This window comes from Vibrio chagasii, from assembly GCF_002954585.1.
In the GTDB taxonomy this organism is placed as follows: domain Bacteria; phylum Pseudomonadota; class Gammaproteobacteria; order Enterobacterales; family Vibrionaceae; genus Vibrio; species Vibrio chagasii_A.
The window spans coordinates 287,893-303,329 of record NZ_MSCI01000002.1 but is presented as its reverse complement, the minus strand read 5'-3'; the positions used below and the strand labels follow the sequence as shown (position 1 = coordinate 303,329).

Here is a 15,437-nt window from a genome sequence, read left to right as displayed (position 1 = left end):
TAAATTAAACTAGTCACCCCAATAGTCAGCATTCAAGGATCAACAATACGATGGAAAAAGACTATGTCGCAAAAGAACTTAGCTGGTTATCGTTCAACGAAAGAGTGCTTCAAGAGGCGGCTGACAAGTCTGTCCCTTTGATCGAAAGAGTTCGCTTTCTAGGGATCTACTCAAAAAACCTCGATGAGTTCTACAAAGTCCGATTTTCCGACGTAAAACGCAAGATCTTATTGCAAGCTCTTGAGTCAAACTCTGATAACTCAAAAACCTTGCTGGCTCAGATGCAACACAAGGCCAATGAGCTGGATGTTCGTTTTCATTCACTTTACAAAGAGTTGTTGCTCGAATTAGCTCGTAATCGTATTTTTTTAGTTAATGAACAGCAAATTAGTACCGAGCAGAGTGATTGGCTCAAAAAATACTTTAAAAAGAAAATACTCCCGCATCTCACGCCTTTGCTACTCAGCGAAGATAGCCAACTGCTCAATATCCTCAAAGACGAACAAAGTTACTTAGCTATCGATATTGAGCACAATGGGTCATCTCAATACGCTCTGTTAGAGATTCCATGTGACGCTTTACCTCGATTTGTCAAACTGCCGAGTCCGTCAGACTCACAACGTACTACCCTGATCTTATTAGATAATATAGTTCGCTTCTGCCTAGACGACTTACTTAAAGGCTTCTTCGAATACGATTCGCTGCGTTGCTTCGCCATCAAAATGACACGTGATGCAGACTATGACCTACAAGAGGACAGTAACTGCAGCCTTTTAGAATCCATGTCGATTGGCATTGAGCAACGTTTAACAGCGCTGCCGATACGCTTGATCTATGAATCCGAGATGCCACAAGAGATGCTGAATTTCTTACGAATCAAGCTCAAGCTATCAGCCTATGACAGCGTACTCTCTGGCGGTCGTTATCAAAACTTTAAGCACTTCTGTGATTTCCCTACCCTTAATCGAGAAGATCTCGTTAATGCGCCTCTTTCACCAATTAAGTGTGCTCCGTTTGCTCATTACAGTAACTATTTTGAGGCGATAAAAGCTCGCGATATCTTATTGCACTACCCATACCATACGTTCGATCACATTACCGAACTGGTCAGGCAGGCTTCGTTTGATCCCAAGGTAACGGTCATCAAAATCAACGTTTACCGCGTTGCTGAAGGTTCTAAGTTACTCAACTCGATCATTGATGCAGCCCACAATGGTAAGAAAGTCACCGTGGTGGTCGAGCTTCAGGCCCGTTTTGACGAGCAAGCCAACATTCAGTGGGCAAAGACACTTCAAGAAGCCGGAGTGAAGGTGGTTTATGGCATCCCCAGCCTAAAAATACACTCAAAATTACTGCTCATCAGGCGTAAGAACGGCAAAGCTATGGAGAGTTATGTTCATATCGGTACAGGTAATTTTCATGAAATCACCGCTCGTATCTACACCGACTTCTCCTTGCTTACCGCAAACCCAGAGCTCACGAATGAAGTTCGCCAAGTTTTCAAATACATCGAAAACCCATACCAGAAAACGCAGTTCAAACAGCTAATAGTCTCACCTAGAAATACTAGAAAGCGTCTGTATCAACTGATCGATAAAGAGATCCAGCATGCCTCAGAAGGTAAGCCCGCAAGCATCACTTTAAAGCTCAATAACTTGGTGGATCGCGAAATCATTGAAAAGCTCTACCTAGCCAGTCAAGCCAACGTAAAGGTTAGAATGATCATTCGAGGTATGTGCTCACTGGTTCCGGGAATACCCAACGTAAGTGACAATATTGAGATCATCAGTGTCGTCGATCGTTTTCTTGAGCACCCAAGAGTGATGATCTTTCACAATGCCGGAAAGCCTAAGGTTTACATATCTTCCGCTGATTGGATGACTCGCAACTTTGACCATAGGATTGAAGTGGCGACCCCAATCCTAGACTCGAAGATCAAGCAAACCATCATCGATATCACCGAGTTTCATTTTGACGATAAACGTAAGGCGCGGATGATCGATCATACGATGAGCAATCAGTATAAACCGTCACCCAACACTCCACTTACGCATTCCACATCACAACTCGCCACTTACCACTATATTAAACATATAGAGAAGCAAGCTCGTAAGAAGTACAAACAAGAGAAGAAATCATGCCGCTAAGTGACGACAAACAATCAAGATGCATTGCTGCTATCGATTTAGGTTCGAACAGCTTTCATATGGTGGTCGCTCAAGTGTTTGGTAAACACCTACAACTCGTCAGCCGACATAAACAGAAAGTACGCTTAAGCGATGGGCTGGATGAGTACTACCAGCTATCAGATCAAGCGATTAATCGCGGGCTAGATTGTCTAAAAGTCTTCGCAGAACGACTTACTGATTTTGAGATAGATGATGTTAGGGTTGTTGCTACTCATACCCTACGAAAGGCAAAGAACTCAAACACTTTTATAGAGCAAGCCAAACTCATTTTTCCTTTTCCCATCGAGATCATTTCAGGGCACGAGGAAGCGCGATTGATCTACAACGGGGTTGAACATACTCAGACCGCATCCAAATCAAAGCTCGTTATCGATATTGGTGGAGGAAGTACTGAAATAGTGACCGGACAGGGCTTCACACCCGAAGTCATACATAGTTTACCTATGGGGTGCGTCAGCTTTACTCAACGTTTCTTTAGTGATGACCTGTTAACTTCTCAGCATTTTGCTACCGCTTATACCGCTGCAATTCAACTGTTAACACCTGTCATTAAGAACTACCAAGCCGCCTCTTGGGAGATCGCTTTTGGCTCATCTGGCACCGCGAAATCAATTAAAGAGGTACTCAAGGGTTTGGGCTTTGACGATGAGTACATCACTCCACAACGGCTTACTTATCTAAAAAACCACCTAACGGAGTTTTCATCTGTAAAAGACATCAAGCTGTTGGGTTTAAGCGATGAGCGGAAGCCCGTGTTTGCTGCCGGTGTTACGATTCTTTCCGCGGTCATGGATAGCTTAAATATAGATGAGCTGTATATCTCTGATGGCGCATTAAGAGAAGGCGTGCTTTATGACATGGAAGATAAGTTCAAGAGCCTTGATATAAGGTCTCGTACCGCAGAAACATTACTATCTCGCTATCATGTTGACTTAACACATGCAGAAAAAGTCAAAGAGACAGCCAACGCCCTATTACTACAAGCAAAACCACAACTGAAAGGCACTATAGACTCTGAGTTATTTGACCTACTTGGTTGGTCTGCACTGCTGCATGAAGTTGGCCAGAGCGTGGCATTTCAAGGGTATCATCGCCATTCAGCCTATCTGATTAAACACACCACCATGCCCGGTTTTAATACTGAGCAACAACGTCTGATTTCCCTTATCGTTCGATATCAGAGAAAAGCGATCAAGCTGCAAGACTTGCCAACATTATCACTGTTTTCGTTGCAACAAGTGACGCTGATGATCCGAATACTTAGGCTGGCAATTTTACTCAATCGACAACGCAGCCAGACACCAGTACCCAATGTAAAGCTAACCATAAAAATGGATGACCATTGGAGTTTGACTGGCGAAAATAGTGACTGGTTAGATACAAACCAACTACTCGATTATGAGTTAAAAGAAGAACAGCAGCGCTGGAAAAATGCCGGTTGGTGTTTAGATTTGAAATGAGGGAAATAGCCAATAGCCCACCACAAGTAGGCTACCTATATTGAGTTTGAGCTATAACCCAACTTTTGCGAGCTCTTGCTCTGCGAACTCAGACGGTATTGCTAGATAGCCATCTTTTTCTACAAGCTCTTGTCCCTGCTTCGAGAATACAAAAGTAAGGAACTCTCTCTCAACTGGAGAAAGTGGTTTATCAGGATGCTTATTCACATATACATAGAGAAAGCGAGATAGAGGGTAATCACCACTCAAGATATTCGCACGCGTAGGCTCAACATAATTAGAGCCGTGCTCTGCAATAGGAATCAGCTTAACACCTGCTACGCGGTAGCCAATACCCGAATAGCCAATCCCACTAATGGATGAAGCGACCGACTGAACGACAGAAGCCGAACCAGGTTGCTCATTCACACGATTTTTAAAGTCACCGCCGCACAGTGCATTCTGTTTGAAGTATCCATAAGTGCCCGATACAGAATTGCGACCGAACAGTTGGAATCGATGTTTCGCCCATGGCTGATCGATTCCAAGATCTTGCCAGTTATTGAGGGGCTTCGTTGCTCCGCAGCGTAAGGTCTCAGAAAAGATGCCATCAATCTGACGAAAGTTAAGCCCTTCAACAGGGTTATCTCGGTGAACAAACAGCCCTATTGCATCAATAGCGACTCGCAATGCGGTTGGCTTATAGCCATGCTCTCTTTCAAAAGCTTCCACTTCACGTAGGCGCATTGGTCGGCTCATAGGGCCAAGATGTGCAGTCCCCTCAGTCAATGCAGGAGGCGCAGTAGAAGAGCCTGATGCTTGGACTTGAGCATTCACATTCGGATAATAGGATTTAAACTCTTCTACCCAGAGTGTCGTCATCCCAGCCAAGGTATCAGAACCAACCGACAACAAGCTTCCAGAGATACCTGGAACCTTAGAATAATCGGGCAGTGACTCAACACTCTGCTCAGCAAAACTTGGCCACGCCAATACCATCGCTAACATAGAACCAATCGGCAAACGCATCCTGCGTATTAAGTCACTCATGACACGGTCAATCGGTTTGGCAACGTGAAATGGAAACGGCTGCCAACACCCACCTCACTTTGAATTTCAAGGTGTGAATCGTGGTGGCTAAGCGCATGCTTTACAATCGCCAACCCAAGGCCACTACCACCGGTATCACGAGAGCGGGCTTTATCTACACGATAGAAGCGCTCTGTGAGTCGATGTAAGTGTTGAGGTTCAATACCATCACCAGTATCTGACACATCTAAGCACGCGCCTTGGCTGGTTTGATACCAACGAACTTTGACCTTTGCCCCTGCGGGTGTGTATTTAACCGCGTTATAAACCAAATTCGAAATCGCACTTCTCAATTGGTCTTCATCGGCAAGAACTCGCAGACTCTTATCGATATCAAACTCAAGCTTATGTTCGCGCTCACCGCTAAGGCTGGCCGCCTCTTTCTCAAGAACTTCCAGCATCGCAGGAACGTTGACCACTTCATCCAACTCATGCATTGGAGCAGCTTCGATTTTTGAAAGCGTGAGCAACTGATTAACCAGACTGTTCATTCGATTGAGCTGCTCAGTCATGACACCATGTGCCTTGGTCCACATTGGGCCAACGATCATGTCTGGGTCTTCCGTCATTTCAAGGTAACCCTGAAGGACGGTCATTGGAGTTCGAAGCTCGTGAGATACGTTAGCGAAGAAGTTACGGCGCATGCCCTCTAGCTGCTTAAGCTGGGTGACATCACGCACCACCATCAGGTGTTCACCCTCGGTATAGGGCACAATACGCAGTTCAAGCATACGCTCCACATTCAGAGGAGAAGGCATCTCTAATGGCTCAGAAAAATCTTGCTTATTAAGGTACTTAATAAAATCTGGAGTACGAATCAAATTCGAGATCGGTTGACCTGAATCATCTGGCCAACGAAAGCCCAACAAATACTGAGCCAGCTTGTTACACCAAACGATATTACCTTCACCGCGAAATACCACAACGGCATCGGGAAGCGATTCTGCACCATTACGGAAACGGCGGATAAGGTTAGTCAGTTCTTTACGTTTGCGACGCTGCCTCTGCTGCATACGATAGATACCGTTAAACAGAGATTCCCAGTTTCCAGAGCCTGAAGGTGGAGTTAGACGCTTCTCATCCCACAACCATGCGGACAAACGCATTTGGTTGTGTAGATGCCAGCCGAGCTGCAATACCGTCGCAGCCAGCAGTAACCAAGGTAGATAACCGAATATCCATCCGACTAAAACCCATGGTGCGTAAAAAAAAGCCAGCTCCCAAGCCAGCTTTTTCCAGGTTAACTTTTCAACCATTCAGGACTCCGTAAACTGGGCAGCGAAGCCACATTAAGCCTTTGTAGAAAAACGGTAGCCAGCGCCACGAACCGTTTGGATTAGCTTATCGTGGCCTGCAGACTCAAGCGCTTTACGCAGGCGTCGAATATGTACATCAACAGTGCGGTCTTCAACGTAAACGTTGGTACCCCAAACATTGTTAAGCAGCTGCTCTCGGCTGTATACACGCTCTTGGTGCGTCATAAAGAAATGCAGCATTTTGAATTCTGTTGGTCCCATATCAACCGGACCTTCGCTAGCGGTCACGCGGTGTGATACAGGGTCTAATTTAAGACCTTGAACATCAATCACATCTTCCAATGCGGTTGGTGTTACACGGCGAATCACCGCTTTCAGGCGAGCCACAAGCTCTTTTGGCGAAAATGGTTTGGTAATGTAGTCGTCAGCACCAACTTCTAAACCGCGAACCTTGTCTTCTTCTTCACCACGAGCCGTTAGCATCACCACTGGGATGTTGCGAGTTAACTCTTCACGCTTCATGTGCTTGATAAAGTTTATCCCGCTACCACCAGGTAGCATCCAATCTAGTAATACTAGATCTGGGAAAGGTTCACATAGCTTGTTTACCGCTGTATCGTAATCTTCAGCCTCTACTGCTTGGTAGCCTTTTTGTTCAAGTACAAAACACAGCATCTCACGAATAGGTGCTTCATCTTCAACGACCAGAATCCTTCTCGACATAATTGAATAGCCTTTGTATTTAATCAACGCATTGCATTATCTGAGTTAATTATGACACTTTTGTGACCTTTGAAAACAAATTTTCATATAACTGTCTCAAACGTTTCACTTTATAACTTTTGATACAGAGCTAAGGACAAATCGAATTAGATCTCATATCATGAGGCACTTCTAAAAAGGTATGAGAAAAATATATGTGGTTTAAAAATTGCCTAGTCTATCGCTTCAACCGTGATATTGATTTCAACGCAGATCAGCTAGAGAAACAACTTGAAGAATTCCGCTTTACTCCGTGTGGTAGCCAAGACAAACAGAAGTTTGGTTGGGTGCACGCAATGGGTAAACATGGCGATATGATGACGCACGTATCAGAGAACCGCATTCTTATCTGTGCAAAGAAAGAAGAGAAAATGCTGCCAGCATCTGTGATTAAAGAGTCACTGAATGCAAAAATTGAAACACTTGAAGCAGAGTCTGGCACTCCTCTTAAAAAGAAAGAGAAAGACAGCCTAAAAGAAGACATCATCATTGATCTTCTTCCTCGTGCATTTAGCCGCAGTAACTTCACATACGCGCTGATCATGCCAAAAGAAGGCTTCATTGTGGTTGATGCAAGCAGCTACAAAAAAGCAGAAGACGTGTTAGCTCTGCTGCGTAAAACAATGGGTAGCCTACCGGTTGTCCCTGCAATTCCTGAGCAAGCGATCGAGACAACACTAACCGAATGGGTTAAGTCGGGCGATACTCCTCAAGGCATTACTATGCTTGACGAAGCTGAGCTTAAATCAATCCAAGAAGACGGTGGAATTGTTCGAGTTAAGAAACAAGAGCTAGAAGCCGATGAGATTAAAAACCACATCGAAGCAAATAAAGTGGTGACCAAGCTGCTTATCAACTGGCAAGATCGCATTGAATTCATCCTGGCTGAAGACGGCAGTATCAAACGCCTGAAGTTCAGCGATGAACTTAAAGATGAGAACGACGATATTCCTCGCGAAGACCAAGCTGCACGCTTTGATGCTGATTTCTCATTGCTATGTGGTGAGTTCAGCGTGTTCCTTCCGAACCTGTTCGAATCACTAGGTGGATTAACTCAACCGAATGCTTAATCAGTAACTTTAAAGCTCAGGTGCAACGTGCCTGAGCTTATTTCCCCCCTACATTTCCCGCTGCATATTTATCCCTTCATTCTCTTCTTAATATCATTGCTATCTTTAGGGCTATCAACCAGACTCATTTTAGCGTAAAATTTGCGCCCCTTTGATATCACTTGGTGGTATCAACCTGACTTGAGATCAGATTAGAGAACGAAGCAATGACTACACAAAAACCATTTGTACCTGAACTATTATCACCGGCAGGAAGCCTTAAAAACATGCGTTACGCATTCGCCTACGGCGCAGATGCAGTTTACGCGGGCCAGCCACGTTACAGCCTTCGCGTTCGTAACAATGAGTTCAACCACGAAAACCTACAAATCGGTATCGATGAAGCTCATGCTCAAGGCAAAAAGTTATATGTTGTATGTAACATTCAGCCACACAACTCTAAACTAAAGACTTTCATTCGCGACCTTAAGCCAGTTGTTGATATGGGCCCAGACGCTCTTATCATGTCTGATCCTGGTCTTATCATGATGGTTCGTGAAGCATTCCCTGAAATGCCTATCCACCTTTCAGTTCAGGCTAACGCTGTAAACTGGGCAACTGTAAAATTCTGGGCTACACAAGGCGTTGAGCGTGTAATCCTATCTCGTGAGCTATCACTTGAAGAGATCGAAGAGATCCGCGAACACTGCCCAGAGACAGAGCTAGAGATCTTTGTTCACGGTGCACTTTGCATGGCGTACTCTGGTCGTTGTCTACTTTCTGGTTACATGAACAAGCGCGATCCTAACCAAGGTACTTGCACTAACGCTTGTCGTTGGGAATACAAAACAGAAGCAGCAAAAGAAGACGAAAACGGTCAGATCGTTGAAGCAAACCCTACTGGTGTTGAGATTCAGGATGTTGAAGTTCAAGACGAACGTCCAAACAACACACTAGGTCTAGGTAAACCGACAGATGAAGTGGTTCTACTTTCAGAGTCGCACAAGCCTGAAGAGAAAATGGCTGCGTTTGAAGATGAGCATGGTACTTACATCATGAACTCAAAAGACCTTCGCGCAATCCAGCACGTTGAACGTCTAACGAAGATGGGTGTTCACTCACTGAAAATCGAAGGCCGCACTAAGTCTTTCTACTACTGTGCTCGTACTGCACAAGTTTACCGTAAGGCTATCGATGACGCTGTAGCAGGCAAGCCATTTGATGAAAGTCTAATGGGTACACTAGAGAGCCTGGCGCACCGTGGCTACACTGAAGGCTTCCTTCGTCGCCACACTCATGATACTTACCAAAACTACGAGTACGGTTACTCTATCTCTGATACTCAACAATTTGTTGGTGAGTTCACAGGTAAACGCCGTGGCGATCTAGCGGAAGTGGAAGTGAAGAACAAGTTCCTAGTAGGTGACAGCTTAGAAATGATGACACCGAAAGGTAACGTTGTTTTCACACTAGAGATAATGGAAAACCGTAAGTCTGAAGCCGTTGAAGACGCAAAAGGTAACGGTCACTTTGTATTCATCCCAGTACCAGCTGATCTAGACTTAGAGTACGGCTTGTTGATGCGTAACTTGAGCGAAGGCCAAGACACACGCAACGCATCTGGTAAGTAACTTTACTTAGAAAACTGAGAAGTAAGCAATGGCTCTGTTAATCACTGACAAGTGCATAAACTGCGATATGTGTGACCCTGAATGCCCAAACGGCGCAATCACTATGGGTGACAGCATCTTCGAGATCGACCCAGATTTATGTACTGAATGTAAAGGTCACTATGAGAAGCCAACGTGTCAGTCTGTATGCCCAATTACCAAGTGCATCATCACTGATCCAAACCATATTGAAACTGAAGACGAGCTTCTAGAGAAGTTTGTTATCATTCAAGGCTTGACCTAAAAGAGAAAAGGTTCAACTTAATCAATAAGTTGAACCTTTTTCTTATCCAGATTTTTCCATGGGATAAATGTTGCAGAATAACTCTTTTTCGAACTGATATTCGAGTCGCTCTCGCCAATTTATCGACTGTGATACTGGTACTAGATAAAAGTTTTCCCGCCCAGTATCGGTCACAAATGCCATTCCATACTGCATCAATTCATAATGTACATCGTTCACAAAGCTAGGATCTAATCGCTGCCTACCTGTTAATTGGTTGATGTCATCTCTTGAAATAGAAATACCCGCATTCTCAGTGCTGAACCTATGTCTTAACCATTCTGAAAATTCCTTTGCACAAATCATAGTCATAGTCTTATCCTTGAATTATCTATCTACGGGTATCAGACTCTGATTTCACATACTGCACATAAGCCGCATCTTTCACCCCAAACACTTACTCCTGACCTAGCCCAGTCAAATTGTCGCTGTTTTTCTCAAATTAATGCTTTCAATATCAAACGATATTCTTAATGTCGCATTTATAAACTCTAGACAAAAGTGTGACATTTCTCCAGTTTTTTGGAGTCGACAAAACGAGTGGCATTACCACCTTAATAAACCATTGATATTTCGATTACTTATTCGAAATCAAGGCTAAACATTGACTAGGCATGACTTTAATTTTCTTTTTTTTCTTGTTGGTGGCTACCTTTTTAGGAGGAGGAACAGGGATTGTCTTTGGAGCCCAGCTCGCGAGCTCTTCGCCACAACCATCACCTTTAGGAGGTAGGGCTTGAGGAATACAATTGGCACTGCCTTCTGGGCACTTTAAGCGAACATGAAAGTGAGAATGATGTCCCCACCATGGCCTGATTTTGCCTAACCACTCTCTTTGTTTAACATCAGAGACTTCCTGATCGCAAAGAGCCTGCTTAATCACTGGATGAACAAAAATGCGCACCACTTTTTCATCTTTAGCGGCATGGCGAATGACCTGGAAGTGGTCGTCTGTCCAATTAGACTGGCGAAGCTTGTAGTTAGTTAGATCGACGGCACTGACTGGCTTGGGAACCGCGAGTTCGTTCTCAGAGAGTCTTTTGTCCGTTAACCTCAGCCATATATCGATATCCAATCCGGTTTGATGGCTCGAATGACCAGATGAAAAGCGTCCACCACGAGGAAGTGAGATATCACCAATCAATAGATTAGTGCCTAACTGTTCACTCGTTGTCAAACCTAGTCTTTCAATAAACTGAATAGCCTCTGTATGACCATAGTAACGCTCTCTTTGAGGGCGAATAATCTGATAGCCAACACCATTAATTGGCAAGGCCTGTGCACCGTCCAAGCAGCCATTAGCATAACTGCCTATTGATGAGGTTGAGTTTGTCGTCGGGCTTTTCTCTTTCTCCCAAGGCGTAGCCAAAGAAGAAAATGAATAAAACAGGACAACTAAAACGAAAGATAACCTCATAACCATTCCATGTAAGTGGTGCATATTATCTATACTAGTCGGCATTCGAGAATAGTTGACGATTATTGGCTACTTTTTTGGTGATAGACGAAAGCTATTTGAGTTGGAAGAAGCTGAATGGGGGCTATGAGGTATTTGAGGCCAGAAAGTAAAAAGGCTCTAGTCTTTCGACTAGAGCCTTAAATATGGCAGGGGTGGAGAGATTCGAACTCCCAACACGCGGATTTGGAATCCGCTGCTCTGCCAATTGGAGCTACACCCCTATTTCAGTTTTAAAGAGCTGAAACTCTGAATAAGTGGCGGAGTGGACGGGACTCGAACCCGCGACCCCCGGCGTGACAGGCCGGTATTCTAACCAACTGAACTACCACTCCGCAGTGGACTACTTGTCGTCGCTGACAAGCCGTTCATAACACTTTTTGTCTTCACTTTTGAAAAATGAAAATAAATTTGGAGCCTGGCGATGTCCTACTCTCACATGGGGAAGCCCCACACTACCATCGGCGCTATTGTGTTTCACTTCTGAGTTCGGCATGGAATCAGGTGGGTCCACAATGCTATGGTCGCCAAGCAAAATTTTGCTTTTACTTTCAGTTTTTTTTAAAAACTGAAGGCAAAATAATCTGGAAAGCTGTTTCTGTTCTCTTCAAACTCATTCAAGCGTTTGTATCATATGAGTCCATCAAAACCCCTTGGGTGTTGTATGGTTAAGCCTCACGGGCAATTAGTACAGGTTAGCTCAACGCCTCACAGCGCTTACACACCCTGCCTATCAACGTTCTAGTCTTGAACAACCCTTTAGGACACTTAAAGTGTCAGGGAAAACTCATCTCAGGGCTCGCTTCCCGCTTAGATGCTTTCAGCGGTTATCGATTCCGAACTTAGCTACCGGGCAATGCCATTGGCATGACAACCCGAACACCAGAGGTTCGTCCACTCCGGTCCTCTCGTACTAGGAGCAGCCCCCTTCAATTTTCCAACGCCCACGGCAGATAGGGACCGAACTGTCTCACGACGTTCTAAACCCAGCTCGCGTACCACTTTAAATGGCGAACAGCCATACCCTTGGGACCGACTTCAGCCCCAGGATGTGATGAGCCGACATCGAGGTGCCAAACACCGCCGTCGATATGAACTCTTGGGCGGTATCAGCCTGTTATCCCCGGAGTACCTTTTATCCGTTGAGCGATGGCCCTTCCATTCAGAACCACCGGATCACTATGACCTGCTTTCGCACCTGCTCGAATTGTCATTCTCGCAGTCAAGCGGGCTTATGCCATTGCACTAACCTCACGATGTCCAACCGTGATTAGCCCACCTTCGTGCTCCTCCGTTACTCTTTGGGAGGAGACCGCCCCAGTCAAACTACCCACCAGGCACTGTCCGTAATCCCGATTCAGGGACCAACGTTAGAACATCAACACTACAAGGGTGGTATTTCAAGGACGACTCCACCACATCTGGCGACGCGGTTTCAAAGTCTCCCACCTATCCTACACATGTAGGGTCAATGTTCAGTGCCAAGCTGTAGTAAAGGTTCACGGGGTCTTTCCGTCTAGCCGCGGGTACACTGCATCTTCACAGCGATTTCAATTTCACTGAGTCTCGGGTGGAGACAGCGTGGCCATCATTACGCCATTCGTGCAGGTCGGAACTTACCCGACAAGGAATTTCGCTACCTTAGGACCGTTATAGTTACGGCCGCCGTTTACCGGGGCTTCGATCAAGAGCTTCGACCGAAGTCTAACCCCATCAATTAACCTTCCGGCACCGGGCAGGCGTCACACCGTATACGTCATCTTACGATTTTGCACAGTGCTGTGTTTTTAATAAACAGTTGCAGCCACCTGGTATCTGCGACTCTCGTCTGCTCCATCCGCAAGGGACTTCACTGATAAGAGCGTACCTTCTCCCGAAGTTACGGTACCATTTTGCCTAGTTCCTTCACCCGAGTTCTCTCAAGCGCCTTGGTATTCTCTACCCGACCACCTGTGTCGGTTTGGGGTACGATTCCTTACAATCTGAAGCTTAGAGGCTTTTCCTGGAAGCATGGCATCAATGACTTCACTACCGTAGTAGCTCGACATCGTATCTCAGCGTTATGAAGAACCGGATTTACCTAACTCTTCCGCCTACGTACTTGAACCTGGACAACCGTCGCCAGGCCCACCTAGCCTTCTCCGTCCCCCCATCGCAATTGTAAGAAGTACGGGAATATTAACCCGTTTCCCATCGACTACGCCTTTCGGCCTCGCCTTAGGGGTCGACTTACCCTGCCCCGATTAACGTTGGACAGGAACCCTTGGTCTTCCGGCGAGGGAGTTTTTCACTCCCTTTATCGTTACTCATGTCAGCATTCGCACTTCTGATACCTCCAGCAGCCCTTACAGACCACCTTCAACGGCTTACAGAACGCTCCCCTACCCCACGCACATAGTGCGTAGCCGCAGCTTCGGTGTATAGCTTAGCCCCGTTACATCTTCCGCGCAGGCCGACTCGACCAGTGAGCTATTACGCTTTCTTTAAATGATGGCTGCTTCTAAGCCAACATCCTGGCTGTCTGAGCCTTCCCACATCGTTTCCCACTTAGCTATACTTTGGGACCTTAGCTGGCGGTCTGGGTTGTTTCCCTCTCCACGACGGACGTTAGCACCCGCCGTGTGTCTCCCGGATAGTACTTACTGGTATTCGGAGTTTGCAAAGGGTTGGTAAGTCGGGATGACCCCCTAGCCTTAACAGTGCTCTACCCCCAGTAGTATTCGTCCGAGGCGCTACCTAAATAGCTTTCGGGGAGAACCAGCTATCTCCAGGTTTGATTGGCCTTTCACCCCTAGCCACAAGTCATCCGCTAATTTTTCAACATTAGTCGGTTCGGTCCTCCAGTTGATGTTACTCAACCTTCAACCTGCCCATGGCTAGATCACCTGGTTTCGGGTCTAATCCTAGCAACTGTACGCCCAGTTAAGACTCGGTTTCCCTACGGCTCCCCTAAACGGTTAACCTTGCTACTAAAATTAAGTCGCTGACCCATTATACAAAAGGTACGCAGTCACACCACGAAGGTGCTCCTACTGCTTGTACGTACACGGTTTCAGGTTCTATTTCACTCCCCTCACAGGGGTTCTTTTCGCCTTTCCCTCACGGTACTGGTTCACTATCGGTCAGTCAGTAGTATTTAGCCTTGGAGGATGGTCCCCCCATATTCAGACAGGATATCACGTGTCCCGCCCTACTCGTTTTCACTGATGATGAGATGTCGACTACGGGGCTATCACCCTTTATTGCGGCACTTTCCAGAGCCTTCGTCTGTCTCATTAAAAGCTTAAGGGCTAATCCAATTTCGCTCGCCGCTACTTTCGGAATCTCGGTTGATTTCTCTTCCTCGGGGTACTTAGATGTTTCAGTTCCCCCGGTTTGCCTCTTGCTGCTATGTATTCACAACAAGATACTTACTTATGTAAGTGGGTTTCCCCATTCGGAAATCCCAGACTCAAATGACTTTTACTGTCTAATCTGGGCTTATCGCAAGTTAATACGTCCTTCATCGCCTCTGACTGCCAAGGCATCCACCGTGTACGCTTAGTCACTTAACCATACAACCCGAAGAGGTCTTTATGTATGGTAAACAACCAAGGTTTTTGGTTGTAACAAGAAGGGTTAATTCTTATTACGTGTTTGCCGGACTCAATGTGATTCAAATTAAATTTGAATCGAATACAAGACACTTGAATGTGTTTGTGTTGTGTTTACTGTTCTTAATAAATAAGAGCAGATAAACATTGAGAACTTTTAATTTGATTAACTCTTAGAGTTAATCAGTCAGCTTTCCAAATTGTTAAAGAGCTAGATATTTCAAAAGAAATAACCATTTTTAAAGATTCTTAAGGAAGAACACTTAAAGATGGTGGAGCTATGCGGGATCGAACCGCAGACCTCCTCGCTGCCAGCGAGGCGCTCTCCCAGCTGAGCTATAGCCCCATCTGGAAAAGTATTTCCTACTCTTAACTTTCTAAACCATCAATCTGTGTGGACACTTATCGTGAATATCTTCGTATAAGGAGGTGATCCAGCCCCAGGTTCCCCTAGGGCTACCTTGTTACGACTTCACCCCAGTCATGAACCACAAAGTGGTGAGCGTCCTCCCGAAGGTTAAACTACCCACTTCTTTTGCAGCCCACTCCCATGGTGTGACGGGCGGTGTGTACAAGGCCCGGGAACGTATTCACCGTAGCATTCTGATCTACGATTACTAGCGATTCCGACTTCATGGAGTCGAGTTGCAG

The 15,437-nt window shown here is 45.6% G+C and carries 10 protein-coding genes, 3 tRNA genes and 3 rRNA genes (1 of these 16 running past the window's edge); 5 read left to right on the top strand and 11 right to left on the bottom strand.

Translation table 11 applies throughout. The features are described from left to right. Positions 1-50: 50 nt before the first annotated feature. Positions 51-2,147 carry a polyphosphate kinase 1 gene (ppk1, locus tag BTO10_RS09450; RefSeq protein WP_105024382.1) on the top strand — a complete coding sequence of 699 codons (2,097 nt, stop codon included), beginning with the start codon at positions 51-53 and terminating at the stop codon, positions 2,145-2,147. Next, positions 2,138-3,649, top strand: a complete 1,512-nt coding sequence (gene ppx / locus BTO10_RS09445; protein WP_105024381.1) for an exopolyphosphatase — start codon at positions 2,138-2,140, stop codon at positions 3,647-3,649. Before ppk1 ends, ppx begins: the two co-directional genes overlap by 10 nt. A gap of 51 nt (positions 3,650-3,700) precedes the next feature. Here the strand turns inward: ppx and BTO10_RS09440 are convergent, their stop codons facing one another. From BTO10_RS09440 to phoB, 3 genes are read right to left on the bottom strand one after another with little or no spacing between them, the layout of a single operon-like run. After that, a complete protein-coding gene (locus BTO10_RS09440; protein ID WP_105024380.1) occupies positions 3,701-4,657 on the bottom strand; it encodes a PstS family phosphate ABC transporter substrate-binding protein in 957 nt (318 codons plus the stop codon). Between the two features lie 17 nt (positions 4,658-4,674). Further along, positions 4,675-5,973: a phosphate regulon sensor histidine kinase PhoR gene (gene phoR, locus BTO10_RS09435; protein ID WP_105024379.1), complete on the bottom strand. Its 1,299-nt coding sequence runs from the start codon at positions 5,971-5,973 to the stop codon at positions 4,675-4,677. Between the two features lie 33 nt (positions 5,974-6,006). Continuing rightward, a complete protein-coding gene (phoB, locus tag BTO10_RS09430) occupies positions 6,007-6,696 on the bottom strand; it encodes a phosphate regulon transcriptional regulator PhoB (protein ID WP_004735064.1) in 690 nt (229 codons plus the stop codon). 194 nt (positions 6,697-6,890) lie between these two features. Between phoB and rdgC the strand changes: the two genes are divergently transcribed. The 3 genes from rdgC (at position 6,891) to BTO10_RS09415 (ending at position 9,698) form a co-directional block, all read left to right on the top strand. Beyond that, positions 6,891-7,805, top strand: coding sequence for a recombination-associated protein RdgC (gene rdgC / locus BTO10_RS09425; RefSeq protein ID WP_008223904.1), 915 nt, complete (start codon positions 6,891-6,893; stop codon positions 7,803-7,805). 206 nt (positions 7,806-8,011) lie between these two features. After that, a complete protein-coding gene (gene trhP, locus BTO10_RS09420) occupies positions 8,012-9,415 on the top strand; it encodes a prephenate-dependent tRNA uridine(34) hydroxylase TrhP (protein ID WP_105024378.1) in 1,404 nt (467 codons plus the stop codon). Between the two features lie 28 nt (positions 9,416-9,443). Continuing rightward, complete coding sequence (locus tag BTO10_RS09415) at positions 9,444-9,698, top strand: YfhL family 4Fe-4S dicluster ferredoxin (protein ID WP_004740368.1); 255 nt, start codon at positions 9,444-9,446, stop codon at positions 9,696-9,698. A gap of 42 nt (positions 9,699-9,740) precedes the next feature. Here BTO10_RS09415 and BTO10_RS09410 read toward each other — a convergent pair whose 3' ends face one another. From BTO10_RS09410 to BTO10_RS23950, 8 genes are all read right to left on the bottom strand, one after another. Further along, positions 9,741-10,049, bottom strand: coding sequence for a hypothetical protein (locus BTO10_RS09410; RefSeq protein WP_004740369.1), 309 nt, complete (start codon positions 10,047-10,049; stop codon positions 9,741-9,743). 265 nt (positions 10,050-10,314) lie between these two features. Then, on the bottom strand, positions 10,315-11,154 hold the full coding sequence (mepA, locus tag BTO10_RS09405; protein ID WP_004740370.1) for a penicillin-insensitive murein endopeptidase: 840 nt from the start codon (positions 11,152-11,154) through the stop codon (positions 10,315-10,317). A 186-nt stretch (positions 11,155-11,340) separates the two neighbouring features. Beyond that, positions 11,341-11,417 (bottom strand) — tRNA-Trp (locus BTO10_RS09400). A gap of 34 nt (positions 11,418-11,451) precedes the next feature. Beyond that, positions 11,452-11,528: transfer RNA gene (locus BTO10_RS09395), tRNA-Asp, on the bottom strand. A gap of 81 nt (positions 11,529-11,609) precedes the next feature. After that, positions 11,610-11,725 (bottom strand): 5S ribosomal RNA (rrf, locus tag BTO10_RS09390). 132 nt (positions 11,726-11,857) lie between these two features. Continuing rightward, positions 11,858-14,747: ribosomal RNA gene (locus tag BTO10_RS09385) — 23S ribosomal RNA — on the bottom strand. 309 nt (positions 14,748-15,056) lie between these two features. After that, a tRNA-Ala gene (locus BTO10_RS09380) sits at positions 15,057-15,132 on the bottom strand. A gap of 76 nt (positions 15,133-15,208) precedes the next feature. Further along, positions 15,209-15,437: ribosomal RNA gene (locus tag BTO10_RS23950) — 16S ribosomal RNA — on the bottom strand; it runs 1,333 nt beyond the window's last position. The 16S, 23S and 5S rRNA genes sit together here with 3 tRNA genes alongside, the layout of an rRNA operon.

Bases quoted from the DNA above. Each gene is read 5' to 3' on its own strand.
- ppk1 (WP_105024382.1), top strand. From the start codon at position 51: ATGGAAAAAGACTATGTCGCAAAAGAACTTAGCTGGTTATCGTTCAAC.
- ppx (WP_105024381.1), top strand. From the start codon at position 2,138: ATGCCGCTAAGTGACGACAAACAATCAAGATGCATTGCTGCTATCGAT.
- BTO10_RS09440 (WP_105024380.1), bottom strand. From the start codon at position 4,657: ATGCGTTTGCCGATTGGTTCTATGTTAGCGATGGTATTGGCGTGGCCA.
- phoR (WP_105024379.1), bottom strand. From the start codon at position 5,973: ATGGTTGAAAAGTTAACCTGGAAAAAGCTGGCTTGGGAGCTGGCTTTT.
- phoB (WP_004735064.1), bottom strand. From the start codon at position 6,696: ATGTCGAGAAGGATTCTGGTCGTTGAAGATGAAGCACCTATTCGTGAG.
- rdgC (WP_008223904.1), top strand. From the start codon at position 6,891: ATGTGGTTTAAAAATTGCCTAGTCTATCGCTTCAACCGTGATATTGAT.
- trhP (WP_105024378.1), top strand. From the start codon at position 8,012: ATGACTACACAAAAACCATTTGTACCTGAACTATTATCACCGGCAGGA.
- BTO10_RS09415 (WP_004740368.1), top strand. From the start codon at position 9,444: ATGGCTCTGTTAATCACTGACAAGTGCATAAACTGCGATATGTGTGAC.
- BTO10_RS09410 (WP_004740369.1), bottom strand. From the start codon at position 10,049: ATGACTATGATTTGTGCAAAGGAATTTTCAGAATGGTTAAGACATAGG.
- mepA (WP_004740370.1), bottom strand. From the start codon at position 11,154: ATGAGGTTATCTTTCGTTTTAGTTGTCCTGTTTTATTCATTTTCTTCT.